Here is a 21,564-nt window from a genome sequence, read left to right on the forward strand (position 1 = left end):
ACTCTTATGCTTTAAATAATTATTAATTTTGAATCTATTTTTATAACTTTAGCTTTTAATCATCTTACTTCCAACATTTAATGTTTTTTAATAGGTACTTATAAACATGTCTGATACACGTAATATACATGATGATTTAAAATTGGTTAAGGCATTAAACCGTGGAGATCGAAATGCTTTTAAACGCATATATGAATTGTACTGGGAACGTTTGTTTGCGTATGTATATAATCGAATGCATGATCGGGAAAGTAGTGAAGAAGCCCTGCAAGAAGTTTTTTTATCACTATGGGAAAATCGTTACAACCTTAAAATCAAAACCTCACTATCATCTTATTTGTACAGCTCCGTTAAGTACAAAATGTTGAATATAATGCGGTCTAAAAAAGTCCGGGCCAAATATGCAAAGGACTTCGGTTCATTTGCGCAAAACTATGCACCTTCCCAAGCCGAAAACCTTCAAAATTTATCAGACTTAAAAAACCTAATAGAGAATAGTCTTTCTACACTTCCCCCGAAATGTCAATTAGTCTACAGGATGAGCAGACAAGAGCATATCCCCAATCAGGAAATCGCCGACCAACTACATATTTCCAAAAAAACGGTAGAAAACCACCTCACCAAAGCACTTAAGCATCTGAGAATGCATTTGACCGAATACAATACTATCTTGATTTTGTGTTTACTCTATTTCGCAGGAAACTAGACAATTGATAATCTGACTCTTCACATCTGGGCCCCATTCCAAATTGAATAAAAATAAAAATTCTTACTCCTCTATTACCAACACCTGCGACACGGATATCATTTCATCCAAAACCGGAATCTCATCCCCCAATAAATAACAATTATTTATCCTATATTTGTTTAGTACAGGGTCTTCATACACTTCGATGCACTTTTCTTTCAAATTAATCAACCAATATTCTGGAACACCGTTGTTGGCATATATTGGTAACTTTACATATCGATCAAATTCATAGGTAGAATCGGATACTTCCATGACAACACGTACATCGTTAGAATTTGGGTGTGAATGGACGTAAAGATCGTCTTGAAATTTCAAAACAGAAATATCTGGTTCCAGCTGATTCAGTTCGTCCAAATGAACCGGATTCTGAATACTAACTATGTACTCATTGGTCATTATTCTCCCCAGTATTCTATTCACTTGATTAACAATAGCCGCATGTCTACTTAAAATAGGACGCTTAGTATATATTTCTCCGTTGATTAATTCCAAGCGCTCGTCCGGCTTCAACATGCCTATTTCCGCCATTTTATTATAGTCTTCTGTACTGATCAATCTTTTTACTACCGGTGTTGACATCTTTTACATTTTATACTACCAATATATGCAATTTGCAACGTATGTCCTTCTATAAGAGTTCAATGCCATACCTACAACCACTACCATAAAACAAAAATCCCCGCACTGAACTTATCAACACGGGGATCAATTGTATATATTATAAATTATTCTACCACCCTTTTCTATATTCTCTTTTTACAAATTCGTTCGCAGGATCAAAATTAGTCACTTGCATATTTGGTCCGTCCCATTCCAGGGTAATTCCTCTTCCGGGATAGTTATATCCTTCGCCGTCGCTCTTGGCTTCTCGGTAATCAAAGCTTCGGATAGCTAAATTCCCCATCAATACGGACTCGGTCAAAGGACCGGCAATAGAGAAAGGAGAGCTCAACGCTTTGAATTCATCACTACCATATCCTGCCACACAAGCTTCCACCCATTGAGCCTGGTGTCCACCGGAGCCTCCTTCTACTCTGGGTATTGATTCCGGCACATTGATTGCATCGGTTAGAGATGTAGGTAGCAATTTGGGATCACGTCCGTAAGTAGAACACATCATCTTACCCCTTGTACCCTCTATAATTACTCCATTTCCACCATCACCCATTATTTCATTCGGGCCTAGCTCTTCCGGCCGGGAAGGCTGGATTCCTCCGTCCATCCAATGGAATTCCAAATCATTCATTTCAGGCGTATCAAATCGCAATGTAATGTGAGATGATGGCGGACAACTCTCAGGAAAATACCCTCTACCAAAATTACCAACATATACGCTTCCTACGCTACACTGGGCTGTTTTAGGGTATCCCAGACCTAATACACGGAAAGGTGGCTCCATTATATGACATGCCATATCTCCCAATGCTCCGGTTCCATAGTCCCACCAACCTCGCCAGTTGAAAGGGACCAGGGTATCTACATACTCTTTTTGGGGTGCAGTTCCTAACCATAAGTCCCAATCCAATTCGGAGGGGATTGTTGCTTTTTCTTCCGGCCAGGGGATTCCCTGGGGCCAAACGGGACGATTAGTCCAGCAATATACAGTATGTGCTTCACCAATCAACCCGGCATTGTACCATTCCATCATTTTGCGGACGCCATCTCCTGATGAACCTTGATTTCCCATTTGAGTAACCACTTTATACTTCTCAGCAGCTTCGGTCAACATACGAGCTTCGTAAATATCGTGGGTCAGGGGTTTTTGGACATACACGTGTTTCCCTAATTCCATTGCAGCCAATGCCTGGATGGCATGATTGTGGTCTGGAGTAGATACGGTAACTGCATCTATATTTTTATGCTCTTTATCCAACATTTCTCTGAAGTCCTTATAGTATTTGGCCTTCGGGTATTTCTCCCTTGTTCTTTGAGCCTGCCGATCATCTACATCACACAAAAATGCGATATTGGCTTTTCCACTATCGTAAGAACTGTTCAAATCACTATGTCCTTTTCCACCTGCACCAATACCCGCTATATTGAGTTTGTCACTAGGTGCTACAAATCCAGGGCCTCCCAGCACATGCCTAGGGACCAAGGAAAAACCTGCCAGTGCCGTTGCACCTGTCTTCATAAAATTCCTTCGAGAAGAGCCATTTTGTATTTTATTTAATTGCCCTTTATCACGATCCTGATTCATTATTATGCTATTTTTATTTGTAAATTATAATTTTTAAACTTTAAAAAATATTCTCTTTTTGTAAAGGAAATATAATAATCCGACTTCCAATAGCAAAACAGATAGTTGCAACAAAAATCGTTTACCGTCTTCACCCGCCATTTCAAAAAATCCATTAAATAAATAATTTGAAGTATACCGAAAATCAATCAAGGCAGAAGCCAGGTAAATAAAAATAGAATTCAAACCAATGATTTTAAATACAAAAGACCATTTTTTGAATCCCCAAACATCTATTATCTGATAAAACAGTGCCAGAAACAAAAAGCTAATTCCCCCGGTCACCATAATAAAGGAACTGGACCAAAGGTGTTTGTTTATTGGAAAGTGAAAATTCCAGATTATTCCTCCAAGTATACATCCGGCCCCTATAATGCCTAAATATGTAACCTTTTTAATATCAATGATTTCCTTTCTTAATATATGGGCAGCTAAAGCACCCATAAGTACCAATCCGATTGAAGGAATATGCTCAAAATACCCCAACTCATCAAAATTTCCATCCTTTAACCTTCCCGGCACAATAATCCGATCAATAAATCCCGCTAAATTTCCTTCCTGGCTCAAATCTCCGGCACCATACCCTGGAACAGGAATAAACAACATAGACAACCAGTAAAATATCAATAACCCAGCCAGCCAATATATTTGACCGCGGATATTAGTATTCATTACGATGAGGGTTCCGATGAATCCAGTCACACCAATCCGTCCAAGCACACTCACGAACCGGATTTCCTCCAAATCAAAATGCAATGGCCTGTTCTTGTAAATGATTCCCAGCACACTTAACAGAAGCATCCGTTTGAATGCTTTAATATAAATATCCTGATCGCTCAACCCTTTTTTTCTGGAAGATGCTATTGAATATACCATCGAAACACCGACCATGAATAAAAACAGGGGAAATATAACATCCTCAAATGTAAGACCGTGCCAGGGAACGTGTTTGAATTGTGCTGTCAACCAACCGAGTGAAGTCCAGTTCATCGCATCTATAAAAGTAGAAATCAAATAGGTACCGCCAATAATCAGAAACATATCAAACCCTCTCAACGCATCCAAAGAATCTAACCGTTTGGAAACAGATTTTGACTGATTACCGGCATTATATTGCTTATTTTGGCTTTTTTGAAGTCCCATTTTTTCCCGTTCAAAAATAAAGAACCCCAATATAATTAATTTTCGGATAGACTATTAACAGATGGAGAATAATTTAAAGCAATGCAACAACATATTAATCTCCTACTAATACCATTTATTACAAAATACTCTATGGAATCAAAAGCATACATATTAGTTAAAAAACCTAAGCCAAATCCATATCTACCTCCGCGCGGTCAACATCCACATCGATCACTTCTATCCTGATTGGCTGGCCAATTTTAATTACTTCCCCCGAATGTTTTGCCCGGGCTTCCAGTCTGTTAGTGGCTACCGTATACGGTTCTTCGAATTTATCAAATTGTACCAGGCCTTCACAGCGATTGGATTTGATTTCCACAAATACACCTTTATCTATAAACCCGGAAATAATACCATCGAATACCTCCCCAATATGATTTTTCAAGAACTCTGATTTCTTATATTTGATCGAATCCCTTTCGGCATCCATGGCCTTTTTTTCCTGGTTGGAAATATGCTTGCATTGAATTTCTAACTCTGATTTATCATAGCGCTTTACCTGATCAAGATTATCGAATAAAATCCTGTGGGCAATAACATCGGAATACCTTCTAATAGGAGATGTAAAGTGGCTGTAATAATCAAATCCCAATCCAAAATGCCCAATATTATCCGGCGAATAAACGGCTTTGGCCATCATCCGAATGGCCATTGGCTGGACCATTTTCAACGATTCATCTGTTTGTGCCTTTTGATTTAGATTCTTGATCGAATTTTTGATAGCCCTGGGATTTTCCGTATTAAATTGGAATCCCATTTCCTTCAATAATATGGCAAAATCCATCATTCGGTCCTCGTCCGGCAAATCGTGAATTCTGTAAATAAACGGCACTTCGGGTTTGGCTCTCCTGGCCATAAACTCTCCTGTATGTCTATTTGCTAACAACATGTATTCTTCCACCAACAAATGGGTATCCAGCCTTTCCTTAATCTGGATATCAATAGGGTTGTTATTCTCATCAAGAATAATTTTCACTTCATCCGACTCAAATTCTATAGAACCTTCTTTAAGTCTTCTTTCCCTTAGTACTTTTGCTGTGCTATTCAGGTCAACCAGGACCTCTGCAAAATCACTTTGCATGGTGCCATCAATTACATCCTGAGCCTCTTCATACGAAAACCTAAAATCCGAGTGTATAACGGTTTTACCAAACCACTTCTTAACTACCCCTTTATCCTTATCCAACTCAAAAATAGCTGAAAAGGTCATACTGTCCTCATTGGGCCTCAACGAACACAATTCGTTGGATAATTTTTCGGGTAACATTGGGGCTACCCGGTCCGCTAAATATACAGAGGTGGACCGGAGATAAGCTTCTTTGTCCAGTTCCGTATTCGGGTGGACATAATGCGTTACGTCTGCTATATGTATCCCTATTTCAACATTTCCATTTTCCAGTTTTTGGTAAGAAAGGGCATCGTCAAAATCTTTTGCATCAAAAGGGTCAATAGTAAAAGTTGTGACATTTCTGCAATCCTTCCTGCGGGAAAGCTCCTGCTTATCAAGTTCAAATTTTAAATTGGCTACTTCACTTTCCACTTCAGGCGGGAATATTTCACTAAAGCCCTGCTCGGCAAGAATTGATTGCATCCGGACTTCATTCATATCCTCTTCCGTGAGAATACGCTCAATATGCCCTATAGGGCTTTTTCGTTTACTTGACGGCCACTTATCAACTTTGACCAAAACCTGGTCTCCGGATTTGGCATCCAATGAATCTTTTTGATGGATATAAACATCAAATGTCACATTCGGATCTTTCGGCAGGACAAAGCCAAATGATTTGCTCGGTTGATAAATCCCTACAAAATGAGTGGTATTTCTTTCTACTACTTTAAGTATTTCTCCGGTATACTTTTCCTTGTGTTTGCTAACAACCATAACTTCCACCCGGTCATTATTCATAGCACCTTTCACCCTTTTTTTCGGAACGAATATATCCGATTCCAGGTCATCCGTAATGATGTAAGCAGACCCATATTTGGTCATATCTACGATTCCTTCAAAAATGCGAGTAGCTTTAACACTATTTTTATTAAACTGGTACTTGGCATCTTTCACTTTAACGAGAAATCCTTCATTCGACAATTGTGAGAGGGCATGATTCACTGAGTCAGCGTTATTGGATATCCTCTCGGATTTTATAAGTTGTTTAGCGCTGTAAGATTTTGTCGGATTTTTATAAAAACGTGTTTTCAAACGCTCTTGTAAAACTCCTGATGATAATTTCTTTGGTTTTTTCTTTATACTTTTTTTTGTCATATTTTTCTTCTTAGTGTTCCAGACTTAAATATCCTTCCTCATTAAGTACAAAACTGTACTCCTTAGTCTTCAAAGGGTCATAGTCAGTTTCCTGATCTTTTAATTCTCCTTCGACCATATGGATACTTTTTTCGTCATCAATAATTGCAATTCTGGAGATTACCTTCTCCCCATCTGACTTCATTCCTCCAATCACCTGATGATGAATGACGTCTCCAGCATTGTTATAAGTCAGTACATAATATTCATATTCCTTTAACCCTGCTTTCCAAACAACAACTGCAATATAATTTTTTTGCTCATCCAACAAAAAACACGGAATATATTCCGTGTATTCATCCTCATTTTTTCCAATATATGGCGTAATATAATCTTTGATCAAATCGGGATGAATGCTTTTATTACTTTTGCTAAAATCGTGGTGAGCGTCGGAATGCAGTGTGAAAGGAAATTCGATGGGATTGAATAGTTGTAAATATGTATTAAATTTTTTTGCTTTCGATGGATTTGCCATTTAAGAATTTGATTTTGAATGATTAAAATTAACAGAATAAACCGAAAGAAATTTAGATGCGTTCTAAATAATTGATAATTTTTTAATTTCTTAACATATGCCTATTCTTATTTTTTAGCTTTATTGCTGATGTAATAATAATTAAATTAATTAAACAATATGAGCTGGTTTTCACGATTCTTTGTATCATCAATTGGGCGCAAACTCATCATGGGCCTAACCGGTTTATTCCTTATTTTATTTTTAGTTATCCATTTAATAGGTAACCTGCAGTTGCTCAACGACGACGAAGGTTTTTCGTTCAATACATATGCCTATTTTATGACGCATAATGGTTTGATAAAAACGGTCTCTATAGGATTATATTTTTTCATAATCCTACACGCTATCCAGGGAATTGTCATAACAATTGCAAACAGGAAAGCTCGGAGGAGCCGCTATGCCGTTGCCAATACCCAGATCACTAGCTGGGCTGCGAGGAATATGGCCATTTTGGGAATATTGATTTTAGCCTTTTTGTTTATGCACATGGGGGATTTTTGGTTAAAGATGAAACTGGGACACCTCGACATGGTAAAATACGAAGGTTTTGATGTACCTGTCAATGACCTGTATTCGCGCGTTTATACTGCTTTTAACGTATGGTGGATTGTATTGGTATACATAATAGGTCAAATAGCACTTTATTTCCATTTAAAACACGGATTCGCCAGTGCTTTTCAGACACTGGGTTGGAACCATCCCAAATACACACCAATTATCAAAGGAATCGGAATAATTTATTCAATTATTATTCCCCTTGGATTTGCACTGATACCACTCTATATTTATTTTGTAAAATAACAATTCGATACAATGATAAAATTAGATCCAAAAATTCCGAAAGGTCCTTTAGCGGAAAAATGGACAAATTATAAGGGCACCATGAATTTGGTCGCGCCCAATAATAAAAGAAATATCGAAATTATTATCGTGGGAACAGGCCTGGCCGGAGCATCTGCAGCAGCAACGCTCGGAGAACTGGGCTATAAAGTAAAGGTTTTTACTTTCCATGATTCTCCCAGAAGAGCACACAGTATTGCAGCTCAGGGAGGAATTAATGCAGCTAAAAACTACCAAAATGATGGTGATAGCGTTTACCGGTTGTTTTACGATACGATAAAAGGCGGGGATTACCGTTCGCGCGAAGCCAATGTGTATAGGTTGGCAGAGGTTAGTGCCAATATTATTGACCAATGTGTGGCACAAGGAGTCCCTTTTGCACGTGAATATGGGGGTCTTTTAGCGAATCGGTCCTTCGGTGGTGTTCAAGTATCCCGGACTTTTTATGCCCGTGGACAAACCGGACAGCAATTATTAATAGGTGCTTATTCTGCCTTATCACGTCAGGTAGCTTCCGGACAAGTGGAACTATATAGCCGCCATGAAATGCTGGACGTAGTAAAAGTTGATGGGAAAGCCCGGGGAATTATTGCCCGAAATCTCATAACCGGGGAATTGGAGCGGCATGCAGCTCACTGTGTAGTACTGGCATCAGGAGGTTATGGTAATGTATTTTACCTCTCTACCAATGCCATGGGGTCAAATGTTTCCGCAGCCTGGCGTGCCGTAAAAAGAGGGGCACTCATGGCCAATCCATGTTATACACAAATTCACCCGACCTGTATTCCCGTTTCGGGTTCATACCAGTCCAAATTGACATTGATGTCGGAGTCACTCAGAAACGATGGAAGGGTATGGGTCCCCAAACATAAAGATGATGTTGAAGCCATCCGAAATGGCAATAAAAGTCCAAATGATATACATGAAGAAGATCGCGACTATTACCTCGAAAGAAGGTACCCGGCATTTGGAAACCTTGTCCCTAGAGATGTAGCCAGCAGAGCCGCTAAGCAAGCCTGTGATAAAGGACACGGTGTCAATAAAACCGGACTTGCCGTATTCCTTGACTTTGGAAGCGCTATCCAGCGATACGGGAAATCAGAAGCTTACAAACATGGAATAGAAAATCCGGATCAAAAAACAATAGAAAAGTACGGCAAACAAGTAGTTGAACAGAAGTACGGAAATTTGTTTGAAATGTATGAAAAAATTACCGGTGACAATCCGTATGAGACACCGATGAAAATCTATCCGGCAGTACATTATACCATGGGAGGCCTTTGGGTAGATTACAACCTGGAAACCAATATCCCGGGGTTATTTTCCCTGGGGGAAGCAAATTTTTCCGATCATGGTGCCAACCGGCTGGGGGCATCAGCACTTATGCAAGGGTTGGCAGATGGATATTTTGTAATTCCTTATACAATCGGGCAATTTTTGTCACATGAAATTCGTACACCGAAAATAGCCAATGACACCCAGGAGTTCATAGATGCGGAAAAAAGTGTAACAGATAGAATTGATAAGGTTTTTAGCGTCAATGGAAACAAATCCGTAGAATCTTTCCACAGAGAGCTTGGGCTGATTATGTGGGAATATTGTGGAATGTCCCGGAATGCTGAAGGACTGCAAAAAGCCCTGGGCCTTATCAGGGAATTGCGAGAAGAATACTGGAAAGATGTATTTGTACCGGGAAGTAAAGATGAATATAATCCCGAACTCGAAAAAGCACTTCGGGTAGCTGACTTTATGGAGTTGGGTGAAATGATGGTAAAAGACGCTCTTAACCGGGAAGAATCTGCCGGTGGTCACTTTCGAGAGGAATATCAAACAGAAGAAGGAGAAGCAATGCGTAATGATGAAGAATTTGCATACGTAGCAGCCTGGGAATGGAATGAAACCGACGAAGCCGTATTACACAAAGAACCATTGAAGTTTGAAAATGTAGAACTCAAGGTAAGAAGCTATAAATAACCCATCGTTGATCAAATTTTTCAATCAAAAATGACAAAATGGATTTAACATTAAAAATATGGAGGCAGAAAGGCCCAAATGATAAAGGAAGGTTGGAAACATATCAGGTGAAAGCAACGGAAGAAATGTCTTTTCTTGAAATGTTGGATGTATTGAACCAACAACTTATCGAGGAAAAGAAAGATCCTGTCGCTTTTGACCACGATTGTCGCGAGGGTATTTGTGGGGCTTGTAGCATGGTCATCAATGGAAGGGCCCACGGTCCCCAAAAAGCTACAACTACCTGCCAACTCCATATGAGGCATTTCAAAGACGGTGATACTATAACGGTAGAACCTTTCCGTGCCGATTCATTTCCTGCCGTAAAGGATCTGGTAGTTGACAGATCTGCTTTTGACCGGATCATTCAGGCCGGAGGATATATTTCTGTCAATACCGGGCAAGCACCTGATGGAAATGATATTCCCATCGAAAAGGGTATTGCCTCTAAAGCCTTTGATGCGGCAGCGTGTATTGGATGTGGTGCTTGCGTAGCTGCCTGCCCCAATGCCAGTGCTATGCTTTTCACTTCCGCTAAGGTCTCTCACTTGAGTTTATTACCGCAGGGAGCAGTAGAAGGAGAACGAAGAGCACAGCTTATGGTCAACCAAATGGACAAAGAAGGATTTGGTAATTGTTCAAATACCGGGGCCTGCGAAGTCGAATGTCCGAAGGAAATAAGCATAAGCAATATAGCCCGACTGAACAGGCAATTTATTAAAAGTTCATTATCTACCGACAAAGTGGTAGAATAGAAGATATTATCAAAAGTTAATATGGAAGAAACATTTTTAATTTGTAAAAAAATAAATTTAGATTTGTACTAATCCCATGTTAACCGTAGTCCTCTGAGTGCGATGAAATATGAATTGGATTTTTAATCTCATTTTATCCAAAACTACCTCGGAGGACTTTTTTTTATTCCCGACTTATCTCCTGTCAAACTAATACACCAAAATAGCAATCTTTGGAAATAAGGTTTGTAGGCACTAATACCCTATCCATATTGTCTATACTACTTACTTAGGTCCGGTAAAACTACTATATACCAAATAAAACCTTGCTGCTCTTGACTTGTATTTCAACCTCAACTCCATACATGATAGAACCACTAAATTCTCTAACCTATAAAGAGTTCCAAGGTTAACAAAATTTACCTTCAACACAAGAAAAGTGGGAAAGGAAGCGACAAAATAGTGGGTGCGGGTGACTGCTGTGCGAATGAACATTTATTTTGTCTTAAATTTTGGCTCGTTTGTTTCAAGACAAATGAGCAACAATCAAATAAAGACTTAATGTATCCTGAATAATGTTTAGTACTAAAAAACTATTATGTTTTATAGATAATTAAAAATCAGATTATTGAATGTTGTTTTTCATTTTCTTTGCGTGCCCAAAGAAAACGAAACAAAAGCCCCGAAAGGGATGCCTTCGGCAAAAGGGCATCCCGATTTTTCTCGGGAGCATTTTTTCCTTCTAGTCAAAAACCGTCTCGAAAAAGTCAAGCCCACCCTCGTCATGGTAACCGAGGTTATTTTACCAAAGGTGCCACCCCACCCTCGCAAAACCATGCTCGGTTCTTTCATCAAGCGTGCATTTGGCACCCTTGGCCTGACTTGATTCTCAAGTTCAGACATTATTCAGTCATGCTCTTTGATCCCGTTATCAAACGGGATTTCGTTCAATAATCCAGGGCTTCGAAAATTCTTAACGCTTTTCGATACATATACTGTTGAAAAAGACCAAAATCCTACAGACAGTACAACTTGTTTCTTATCCACTATTGACGTTAATGTATTAATAAAGAAATATATTCATTTCATTACCTAAAGACCATTGTTGTATCAAAACTCCCAAAAGGATATTTAAAAACCCATTCAAAGTTTTGATGTACGTCTATGATGTAACAAAACTCTTTGGTTTTGTTGTCACTTGACAAAGGTCAAAATGCTCAAGGAAAATAATATATATTCATTTAAAATATTTATCTAAAATAGGTCTAAATAAAATTAAAGTATTATATTCGCCGATCGTTTAATCGTAATCGCATGAAATCGAATACATTAATTTCTATACAGCAGTTTCAGGCCGAAGGTATTTACGACCTTGTAGGTGGCAACAAACTAACGGGGTGCGCCTGTGGGAAAAAGAAAAAATGCTGTAAAAAATATAAAAAGTCCGGAAAAAGATGCGGGAAGTGCCCCGGCCGGAAGAAAAAGATATAGTACTACACCGGGCACCGGGCCTTTAACCATATCAAAATGCCACCGATTTCTGGCATTTAGCATAAATTATTTCTACATCCATCCACTACCGTGGATTATTATTTCCCATTCTTTGTCTTCCCCTTCTGAAAGAAATCTACTAATTTCCAATTAGCGAAACCCATCAAATAGTATCATTTATTTGTTTCTTTAACAAATGTTAAATTTTTTGGATGGCGTTTGAAAAATATACCGTTCAATGTCCGGGTTATAGGCCAAAAAAGGATGTAAATGAGATATTTTGTCCGGGTATAAACAAGTTGTGTGTCATAAAATCAATACAATTAAATCCAATGATGATGAAAAAGTATCTATCTAAATCTTACCGTGCGATCATGGTGTTAATTTTCCTGTTTTTATTTGCTGCTGAAACTATCTGCCAGGTTGCAGGATCAGAGTCAAAAGAAAATCCGCTAAAAAGCTTTGTTGGTGATTGAGTACTGAAAAACGAACTTTGGAAAGTAAGCGAAAATGGAAATTATACAGAAACAAAATTGCCTAATTTTGCTTTTAAAGCAGAATTGATAGGTCCAGATAATACCCTCTTGTGGCATGAGGATTTTGGTAATGGTTTCCTGGCAACTATCTTGTGGAGTTACCAAAAGGAATCGGAAATTCTCCATCACTTATCAAATAACGGATTTAATAATATTGGGATTGGTATTGGAAAATTTAAAATAAACAAAAGGTAAGCAACAAGTTAAAGGGTTTCTGTCCAAAGCCTCCTAAAACGCTGCATTTCCAGGAGTCCTTGGGAATGGGATAACATCGCGGATATTACCCATACCGGTCACAAATTGTACCATCCGTTCGAATCCCAGGCCATACCCACTGTGCGGGCAAGAACCGTATTTACGGATATCCAGATACCAATACAATTCCTCCTCTGGAATATTCATTTCTTTCATACGGTCTAAAAGAATGTCTATATTTTCCTCACGCTGTGAACCGCCGATAATTTCCCCTATTCCCGGGAAAAGGATATCCATGGCACGTACTGTCTTTCCATCCTCATTAACCTTCATATAAAATGCTTTGATATTCTTCGGATAATCGTATAAGATAACCGGCTTCTTGAAGTGCTTTTCTACCAGATACCGCTCATGCTCCGACTGTAAGTCCGCCCCCCATTCTTCTATAATGTAATTGAACTTTTTCTTTTTATTGGGCTTCGATTTCTTTAAGATATCAATTGCTTCAGTATACGTAATGCGAGCAAAATCATAGTCTACACAAAACTGCAAACGGTCCAAAAGAGACATAGCAGACCGCTCATTTTTCGGCTTTTGACTTTCTTCTTTTTCCAATTGGTCGTTCAAAAACTGGAGATCCTGGCTGCAATTCACCAACGTATAGGTAATAATGTATTTCAGCATCTTCTCTGCCAAATCCATATTCTCTTCCAGATCTGCAAAAGCTACTTCCGGTTCTACCATCCAGAATTCTGCCAGATGCCTGCTGGTATTGCTATTCTCCGCACGGAAAGTAGGTCCAAAGGTATATACCTGACCGAGTGCCAGTGCTCCAAGCTCGGCTTCCAATTGTCCCGAAACCGTCAAGTGGGTTTCCCGCTCAAAAAAGTCTTTTTTGAAATCTATTTTTCCATCCTCCGTTTTCGGGGTATTGTCCAAATCCAATGTTGTCACCCGAAACATTTCTCCGGCCCCTTCGGCATCAGAGGCCGTAATGATGGGAGTATGCAGGTAATAAAATTTTTGCTCGTTGAAAAACTGGTGGATCGCATACGATATCGCATGCCGGATTCTGAAGATAGCACCAAACGTATTGGTCCGAAAACGCAAATGAGCAATCTCCCGAAGAAATTCCTTGCTGTGCTTTTTAGGTTGAAGCGGATAAGTCTCGGGATTAGCCGGGCCATAGACAATTACATCCTCAGCATCTATCTCCACAGATTGTCCTTTACCTCTGGATTCAATTAGCTTTCCCTTTACTCCTAAAGCAGCTCCCGGTGTAATTTGCTTCAAGATCTTTTCTTCAACATCATCTCTGTCAACGACAATTTGCAAACTATCAAAACAACTTCCGTCGTTAAGCGATATAAATTGGTTATTGCGAAAAGACTTTACCCAGCCTTTCACGACTACAGTTTCACCAATAGGTTGTTCGGCCAATAAGACATTAATTCTCGTTCTCTTCTTCATAAGCATTTGAATCTTGAATCCGCAAAAATACAGAATTGGATGTGAAAAGCCCCGCCACTCGATATTTAATTTGTTAAAAATTTAAGCAAACTTTAAGTACTTTATCAGGTTGTAATTCGTATAATGAGTAAATAAAAAGATATCAGATGAAGAAATTACTTATGATTGTGTTAGTATTCCAATTGGCCTCATGCGATGTGCTGCAGGAATTAGCTGGTTCAGCTGGATTGACCAACGCAGAAATTGGACAAGGGCTCAAGGATGCCCTTTACCAGGGTGCGGAAAAAGCCGTACGTGAATTTTCCCAGGATCCTTCCTTTTTGACCGGAGGCAATTCAGTCAATATTCCACCAGAAGCACTGGAAGTTATCAAAACCCTTAGTTCAGTACCTATCGTCAAGGAATATACCAAAAAATTTACCGATAAAGTGGAAGTAGCTACCTCGCAAGCCATTGATGCTTCCCTACCCATATTCAAAACAGCAATAACAGAACTTACCTTCGCTGACGCCTATAATATTCTGATGGGCGGTCAGGAAGATGCGGCTACCCTCTATCTCAAGGACAAAACTTACCAACCCCTGATGGGCGAATTCAAACCAATCGTATCCAATAGCCTTCAGGAAGTAGGTGCTTTGAAGGAATGGGGAAAAATTGCAGACCTCTATAATAAATTACCGTTCAAAGAAAAGGTAAATCCAGACTTTGACGGATTTGTGTCCGAACTGGCATTGAAATCCATTTTTGAAAGGATCGAGAAAGAAGAACAGGGTATTCGGAATAATGTAGGTATGCGTACCACTGATATGATGAAGAAAGTATTTGCCAAACAAGATAAAGGTAACAACGGAGGCAGCCTGTTGGATAGCTTTTAATGGAAAGTCCTTTGTAGAGAAATAGATTTGACAGTTCTTGAAGAACTGTCAAATCTATTTCTTATTAATGTTGCCTTCGAGTGCCTCAGGTAACTCTTACGAGGACAATTTGACTGAGAGCTTAGACAAAATCAGCCGAGTCACTCGCTGAAATCCACGGACAATTCTTTCAAGATCCTAGAAGGCTGCTAGAATAATAAGCCTAGTAATAATTTACGCTTCGAAAATACAGCTTACTGACATCGAATGAACTCGTTGGAATCAGGATCTTCTAACTGGACTCCTTTCACTCCTTTAAAAATTCCATATTCCTTTTCAAACCTTCATATTTGGTACGCTTCACAGCGGATTTCCTGAACAATTCACGGAAGGTATCTTCATCCAGCGCTTCCCAGTCTTCCCTGCTCATTTCCAGTAAATCGGGATGGGGTTCGAAATCTGTTTCATTATGAGGCGTAGCAAACCGGTTCCAAGGACATACATCCTGGCAGATATCACATCCAAATACCCAATTTTCCATTTTCCCACGAAAAAATTCCGGTATATCCCCTTTTAATTCGATAGTAGCATAAGAGATGCACTTGCTCCCATTCATTTCATACCCTTCTTCATATATGGCATCTGTAGGACAAGCTTCAATGCAGCGGGTACATCGGCCACAGTAATCGCCGATTTCCTGATCATATACCAATTCCAAATCAATAATGAGCTCTCCAAGAAAGAAGTAGGAACCTTCTCCGGGACTAATCAGCAATGTATTCTTACCTATCCATCCAAGCCCGGCCCGTCGTGCCCAATCCCGTTCCATAACCGGAGCAGAATCTGTAAATACTCGTCCGGATATAGGTGCAATCTCCTCATTGATATAATTGAATAATTCATGTAGTTTGTCTTTCACCACAAAATGATAATCCTTTCCATAGGCATATTGAGCTATTTTGGGGATTTTATCACCTTGTTGTTTCCTGGGATTGTGATAATTATAGGCTAATACAATGACGGAACGAGCACCAGGAACCAATTTACCGGGATCGGTCCTTTTTTGAAAATGGTTCTCCATGTATTTCATTTCTCCGTGATACCCTTTGGCCAACCAGGATTTCAGTCTTTGCTTTTCCTCTGTGAGCTCTTCAGCCCGGGCAATACCGATCCTGCTAAAGCCTATTACTTTTGCCTGTTCTTTTATTGCCTGTACCATTTCTGCTCGCGTCATATTTCATTAATTGACGTGTATAATCTCTAAGACGAATCTACTAACATTTTCATAAGAAACTAAAAATCAAATTATTGGTTGTCACTTTTCATTTTCTTTGCGTGCCCAAAGAAAACGAAACAAAAGCTCCAACGGGATGCCTTCGGCAAAAGGGCATCCCGATTTTTCTCAAGACCATTTTTTGCTTGCCAGGCAAAAGCCGTATCGAAAAAGTCACGCCCACCCTCGAGATGGTAGCCGAGGTTACTTCACCAAAGGTGCCACCCCACCTTCGCAAAACCTTGCTCGGTTCCTTCATCAAGCGTGCATTTGGCACCCTTGGTCTGACTTGATTCTCAAGTTCAGACATTATTCAGTCATGCTCTTTGATCCTGCTTTGATTGGCAGAATTTCGTTCAATAATCCAAGGCTTCGAAAATTCTTAACGCTTTTTTGATACATATGCTATTGAAAAAGGGCAAAATCGTGCCAAAATTATAACTTGTTCTTATCTATTATTAAAGTTAGTAAAGGATATCCCCAATAAATTCCATAGCCCTTCTTTCATGCCAATATACATCTCCCGGGGACCAAAATCCACAATGCCCCCCATACTTTGTCTTTATAAAATACAAATATTCTGAACTTTTCGCTTCCTCAACCGGATAACATTCCGGGGATAAAAAACTATCATTTTCTGCATTGATTAACAATGTAGGTGTTTGAATTTTTTCTAAAAAAGGTAGTGAGCTTGCGGAACTGTAATAATGGTCAGCATCCCTGTATCCATAAATTTTCGCAGTGTAAAATTCATCCACCTCTGCCAGGTTACGGGCAGAAATCACCTTTTCATAGTCCAGGAGTCCGGGGTACACCTCCTGTTTTTCCCTCATTTTAGAGCGTAAATTCTTCAAAAACCGCCGCTGGTAAATCCGGTTTTTAAGGGACATAATAGCCTTTGCAGAACCCGGCATGTAAACTGGAACTGAGATCGCAATAGCTCCACTTATAAACTCTGGCTGTTTTCGACCCAAATAATTCAAAACTACGTTGCCTCCGAGACTGAATCCTACTAAAACAACTCCAATATACCGATTTCGTCCCCACACATAATTTACCACCGAATTCACATCCTCACTATTGACTGCGTTGTATGCCTTATCTGTAGTATTGGGAATACCACTGCACCCCCTGAAATTCATCGCGAAACAATCAATATTTTGTTTTGATAACTGGGCAATCATTCCTTTCATATACGGCCGTCGGGCATTCCCTTCGAATCCATGTAACAGTATAGCAGCGAAAGAACCCCCATTACTGTAAAAATCAATATCCAGAAAGTCACCATCGGAAGTATGTATTCTGATTTCCCCGGGATGTTTTAATTTTACCTTTCGAAAAATATTCGGGTAAACCGACGAAATAAAGGAATTTCGAAAGAAGGTATTATTGATTTTATACGTATCTTTTAATACGGGCATAGACTCTTACACTCGATTTAGACCTAAATATGCAATAATTATCGAATTAATAATACATCCCCCGAATATTGATAAATTTGACCATCTAATAATCTAAGGCTGCATTGGTACAAATATACTCCGTAAGGGGCTGGCTGACCATTGGCACTTCCATTCCATCCATTTTCTGAGCCACCACCAGTAATATTTCCAGCATGAAACAATTCATTCCCCCACTTGTCAAAAACACTGAATGATTCAATAGAATTCACCAGGTTTTTGGGTGCTATCACGGTAAAAGAATCATTTACCCCATCGTGATTGGGACTAAAGGCATTGGGAAAAGCAATCGGCAAATTTTCTTTATTAACGCTAATCGTAAAACGATCTTCTGCTATACAACCATTGGTGTTTTCCACCGTCACTATAAATTCCGTACTGTTCAATGGTAAAATTTGGGTTGTCTCACAGTCCTTACACGCTACCTGCTCAGGGGGTTCCCAATGCAAGGATTTGATATCCTGGTTCACTGTTGCCATTACATTGATTTCTTCACCCAGATCCAATATGGTATCTCCGGATGTCTTTACTATTAGCTCCTCAGGATTAATAAGGGTCAGTGGTTCAGAATCATTACAACCAAACCGATCTTCATAATATACATTATATTCACCTGCCGGTAAGGAATTAAAAATACCGGAAAAATTCTTACTTTCAGTATTTAGGGAAAATGAATAAGGTGGATACCCTCCTGCGATAGATTCAACTTCAATAGATCCGTCTTCAAAATTATAACAAGAAGGATCCGTAAAGGCTATTTCCGCTTCAATATTTCTATTCTCTACCTCTGTTAATTCAAGCTGTACAATAGAATCACACCCGAGATGAGAAGTAAAGGTATCAATATAGATTCCCGGAGAAATTAAAGTTCGGTTATTGAACATATATTCAGTCCCACTGCAAAAGGTATCGACTTCTTCATAATGAAGGGGAACTACCTCAAGGTATACCTCCTCAGAAATGGTCCGGCACTTTTCATTGGATAAATTAGCCCCTGTTCCGGCCGCTATAAAACGATATGTGTATTGACCCGGGGTAAACTCCTTATGAAAAAACTCCAGGGAATTTTCGTCGCCAACATCTTCCCATTCATTAGTTTGGTTGGAGGCTTTCTGCCATTGTACCACATTTTGTGAGGTATCCACTATTGCTTTTAATGGCAATGGATCCAGTCTCCCTTCACAAAATATAAGAGGAGGTTCATTTTGAATTTCAATGATTCCCTCGGGGCCACAAGGCTGAAAGCTTATATTATCTAAAGCCAGGTCGTTCCCCGTTCCCCCGGGGGCCCTATTGATCAAGGTTAATTTTATAGAAGTTTTGTCGACTGGCAATGTGAAGGTAAATCCGTATTTTTTCCATTGCTCATCCTGGGGAATTTTCCCTGTTGAATATTTCACCTCTCCATCAATTAAAAAATCCACTTCAGGTAAAATATGACCTACTGTACTCCGGCTAACTATATTGATCACATCTGCTGAGAATTCATATAACGTATTTGAACACAATCCGGTTATAGTGTCCTCATAAAATACACCGGGCTGATAAGAGGCATTGACGACCATCATATAACCGTTGGGATCTGAAGAATTATCCGGAATAGAAATCCAGGTACCATAATTATTTCCCCATCTCCGCATATCATTCGTCAAAGTATAGGATCCATCCGGAGGTGGAGCATTTCGAGTATATATATATCCTGGTGCAACTTGTGGATCTTTTAAGGGTATGTTTTCCTGCCCACTACCAAAATCTCCATCTTCAAAGATGTTTTGCCCCAGGATTCCACTACAAAGCTCTTGGGTAAATGTAAATCCCGAAGAAAGAAGTATCCACAAAAAAATAATCCCCCAAAGAAACTCTAAACGCATTCCCTGCTAATCTTAATTACAAGTTGACAATGATTCGGAAATTACCATTTAATAATGGATTTTTGTAAATTTTAGGAATGAATACCAATTCACCCATCAATTAAATGCTCCTCAGACATTACATCTGAAAATTACGAAAGATCGGATTTGCGTCTCCTTCTCCGATGGAAGGGTGGTCAGTACTGTAAAAGCTGTAAGTCTCTCCAAATGAGTCCTTCGGACAAGCTGTAAACAACTAGTGTTACGTTGCGGATCCCTAATTAGAGTTGACAGCCGATCGGATCTGCAAACCAAACTACTACAAAACTCCACAACTAACAGACTAACGAACTACCAGACTACCAGACCACCAGACTAACAGACTAACGAACTACCAGACTAATAGACTAATAGACTAATAGACTAACAGACTAATCTATCCCTTGAGCCATCGCCAGACATCAAGTCCGTTGGCAAAAAGCACAAGTCCCATCACCAGGATAAATCCAATTATTGTGGCGTATTCCAATACTTTGTCACTCGGTTTCCTGCCCGTCACCATCTCTATTAATAGAAACATTACGTGCCCACCGTCCAAGGCTGGAATAGGTAGCAAGTTCATAAATCCCAGGATAAGGGAAAGTATCGCCGTATTTCGCCAGAAAATCTGCCAATTCCATTCCTCGGGAAATAGTTTTGAAATCGTGGCAAATCCGCCAAGGCTGTCAGAGGCTTTGATTTTACCACGAAACATTTGTCCAAAGGCTTTTACCTGAGTCATAATGAAATCCCATCCCTGGACTACACCCATTGGAAGTGCTTTTCCAAGGCTATACTTCTCTGTTGCAAAACTAAAAAAATGATCCATTCCATAGTTTTGAAATCCTAGTGTCCCTTCATCACTTACTTCGGCCTCCACTTCCACTTCATTTCCTTCCCGTAAAACTGTAAGTTCAATATCTTCTCCTTTGTGTTCTCGTATTTCTGAATAAAACTGATCAAAGAATGCCGTTTCAACTCCATTTATCTTTGTAATTTGATCATCAACTTTAAGACCGGCATCTTCTGCATTCGACCCTTTAACGATTTTGCCAATTTTTACCGGCATCCGCGGAGCTACCAAATAGGCATCTTTGTACTCATAACTGGTCAATACCTTAGTAAAACGAGGGTCTATCTGAAGGGTTTGCTGCGCTCCACCTCTTTCTATTTCCATAGTAGTGGCATTATTGATGGCTATTTCCGACCGTATCACCCCGGGGTTATACCTCTCGAATTTGACATCGCCAATTGACAGGATCTTATCTCCATTTTGCAATCCCATTTCCTGTGCTATACTGTCTACTTGCAGTCCGTATTTCAATTCACTTGTTGGCAAATATTCTGACCCGTACTGCCAGAGCATTAATCCAAATATCAAAAAGCCCAGAATAAAATTCACGGTAACCCCTCCCAACATAATTATGAGTCTTTGCCAGGCCGGTTTGGAACGGAACTCCCAGGGTTTAGGGGGTTCTTTCAAAGCCTCAGTATCCATGCTTTCATCTACCATTCCGGAAATTTTTACATATCCTCCCAATGGCAACCATCCGATCCCATATTCTGTATCGCCAAATTTCTTTTTGAATATTGAAAACCAGGGGTCGAAAAACAAATAAAACTTTTCCACCCGTGTCTTGAACCACTTTGCCGGAAAAAAGTGCCCCATTTCATGCAGTACGATCAAGAGCGAAAGGCTCAAAGCAAACTGCGCTATCATAATTCCCATAAGATTACCTTCTTTATCTCTTAAATTGGATTATACATTGATATCCAACGTAATTTTAGCCCGCGAAGTTACAGATAATTGACGAA

General features: G+C 39.5%; 19 protein-coding genes. 8 read left to right on the forward strand and 11 right to left on the reverse strand.

Annotated elements, in window-relative coordinates:
* Positions 1–106: 106 nt before the first annotated feature.
* Positions 107–706: an RNA polymerase sigma-70 factor gene (locus LVD47_RS05660; RefSeq protein ID WP_236974586.1), complete on the forward strand. Its 600-nt coding sequence runs from the start codon at positions 107–109 to the stop codon at positions 704–706.
* A gap of 63 nt (positions 707–769) precedes the next feature.
* On the opposite strand, the gene LVD47_RS05665 is transcribed toward LVD47_RS05660, so the two are convergent.
* The 5 genes from LVD47_RS05665 to LVD47_RS05685 form a co-directional block, all read right to left on the reverse strand.
* Complete coding sequence (locus tag LVD47_RS05665) at positions 770–1,330, reverse strand: Uma2 family endonuclease (RefSeq protein WP_236974587.1); 561 nt, start codon at positions 1,328–1,330, stop codon at positions 770–772.
* A 151-nt stretch (positions 1,331–1,481) separates the two neighbouring features.
* Positions 1,482–2,951 (reverse strand): Gfo/Idh/MocA family protein, encoded by a 1,470-nt coding sequence (locus LVD47_RS05670; RefSeq protein ID WP_236974588.1) that lies wholly within the window; start codon positions 2,949–2,951, stop codon positions 1,482–1,484.
* A 33-nt stretch (positions 2,952–2,984) separates the two neighbouring features.
* Complete coding sequence (locus tag LVD47_RS05675; RefSeq protein WP_236974589.1) at positions 2,985–4,133, reverse strand: acyltransferase family protein; 1,149 nt, start codon at positions 4,131–4,133, stop codon at positions 2,985–2,987.
* Positions 4,134–4,299: 166 nt separating this feature from the next.
* Positions 4,300–6,438 carry a ribonuclease R gene (gene rnr, locus LVD47_RS05680; RefSeq protein WP_236974590.1) on the reverse strand — a complete coding sequence of 713 codons (2,139 nt, stop codon included), beginning with the start codon at positions 6,436–6,438 and terminating at the stop codon, positions 4,300–4,302.
* Positions 6,439–6,448: 10 nt separating this feature from the next.
* Positions 6,449–6,952, reverse strand: coding sequence for a hypothetical protein (locus LVD47_RS05685; protein ID WP_236974591.1), 504 nt, complete (start codon positions 6,950–6,952; stop codon positions 6,449–6,451).
* 159 nt (positions 6,953–7,111) lie between these two features.
* On the opposite strand from LVD47_RS05685, the gene LVD47_RS05690 reads away from it, so the two are divergent.
* The 6 genes from LVD47_RS05690 to LVD47_RS05715 all read left to right on the forward strand — a co-directional run bounded on the left by LVD47_RS05690 (position 7,112) and on the right by LVD47_RS05715 (position 12,548).
* Positions 7,112–7,795: a succinate dehydrogenase cytochrome b subunit gene (locus LVD47_RS05690; protein WP_236974592.1), complete on the forward strand. Its 684-nt coding sequence runs from the start codon at positions 7,112–7,114 to the stop codon at positions 7,793–7,795.
* A gap of 12 nt (positions 7,796–7,807) precedes the next feature.
* A complete protein-coding gene (locus LVD47_RS05695; protein WP_236974593.1) occupies positions 7,808–9,808 on the forward strand; it encodes a fumarate reductase/succinate dehydrogenase flavoprotein subunit in 2,001 nt (666 codons plus the stop codon).
* Between the two features lie 38 nt (positions 9,809–9,846).
* Positions 9,847–10,602 carry a succinate dehydrogenase/fumarate reductase iron-sulfur subunit gene (locus tag LVD47_RS05700; RefSeq protein ID WP_236974594.1) on the forward strand — a complete coding sequence of 252 codons (756 nt, stop codon included), beginning with the start codon at positions 9,847–9,849 and terminating at the stop codon, positions 10,600–10,602.
* Between the two features lie 607 nt (positions 10,603–11,209).
* Positions 11,210–11,467: a hypothetical protein gene (locus LVD47_RS05705; protein WP_236974595.1), complete on the forward strand. Its 258-nt coding sequence runs from the start codon at positions 11,210–11,212 to the stop codon at positions 11,465–11,467.
* Between the two features lie 519 nt (positions 11,468–11,986).
* On the forward strand, positions 11,987–12,226 hold the full coding sequence (locus tag LVD47_RS05710; RefSeq protein WP_236974596.1) for a hypothetical protein: 240 nt from the start codon (positions 11,987–11,989) through the stop codon (positions 12,224–12,226).
* A 58-nt stretch (positions 12,227–12,284) separates the two neighbouring features.
* On the forward strand, positions 12,285–12,548 hold the full coding sequence (locus tag LVD47_RS05715; RefSeq protein ID WP_236974597.1) for a hypothetical protein: 264 nt from the start codon (positions 12,285–12,287) through the stop codon (positions 12,546–12,548).
* A 288-nt stretch (positions 12,549–12,836) separates the two neighbouring features.
* On the opposite strand, the gene asnS is transcribed toward LVD47_RS05715, so the two are convergent.
* Positions 12,837–14,273, reverse strand: a complete 1,437-nt coding sequence (gene asnS, locus LVD47_RS05720; protein ID WP_236974598.1) for an asparagine--tRNA ligase — start codon at positions 14,271–14,273, stop codon at positions 12,837–12,839.
* Positions 14,274–14,419: 146 nt separating this feature from the next.
* Between asnS and LVD47_RS05725 the strand changes: the two genes are divergently transcribed.
* Positions 14,420–15,148, forward strand: coding sequence for a DUF4197 domain-containing protein (locus LVD47_RS05725; protein WP_236974599.1), 729 nt, complete (start codon positions 14,420–14,422; stop codon positions 15,146–15,148).
* Positions 15,149–15,434: 286 nt separating this feature from the next.
* On the opposite strand, the gene queG is transcribed toward LVD47_RS05725, so the two are convergent.
* The 5 genes from queG to rseP all read right to left on the reverse strand — a co-directional run bounded on the left by queG (position 15,435) and on the right by rseP (position 21,478).
* A complete protein-coding gene (gene queG / locus LVD47_RS05730) occupies positions 15,435–16,361 on the reverse strand; it encodes a tRNA epoxyqueuosine(34) reductase QueG (RefSeq protein WP_236974600.1) in 927 nt (308 codons plus the stop codon).
* A gap of 88 nt (positions 16,362–16,449) precedes the next feature.
* Positions 16,450–16,659: a hypothetical protein gene (locus tag LVD47_RS05735; protein ID WP_236974601.1), complete on the reverse strand. Its 210-nt coding sequence runs from the start codon at positions 16,657–16,659 to the stop codon at positions 16,450–16,452.
* Between the two features lie 205 nt (positions 16,660–16,864).
* The gene (locus tag LVD47_RS05740) at positions 16,865–17,821 is read right to left on the reverse strand and encodes a YheT family hydrolase (RefSeq protein WP_236974602.1); all 957 of its coding nucleotides are present in this window, start codon (positions 17,819–17,821) and stop codon (positions 16,865–16,867) included.
* Between the two features lie 38 nt (positions 17,822–17,859).
* Positions 17,860–19,731, reverse strand: coding sequence for a T9SS type B sorting domain-containing protein (locus LVD47_RS05745; RefSeq protein WP_236974603.1), 1,872 nt, complete (start codon positions 19,729–19,731; stop codon positions 17,860–17,862).
* 415 nt (positions 19,732–20,146) lie between these two features.
* The gene (gene rseP / locus LVD47_RS05750) at positions 20,147–21,478 is read right to left on the reverse strand and encodes an RIP metalloprotease RseP (RefSeq protein WP_236974604.1); all 1,332 of its coding nucleotides are present in this window, start codon (positions 21,476–21,478) and stop codon (positions 20,147–20,149) included.
* Positions 21,479–21,564: the final 86 nt, after the last annotated feature.

The organism is Membranihabitans maritimus (genome assembly GCF_021729145.1).
GTDB lineage: Bacteria > Bacteroidota > Bacteroidia > Chitinophagales > Saprospiraceae > Membranihabitans > Membranihabitans maritimus.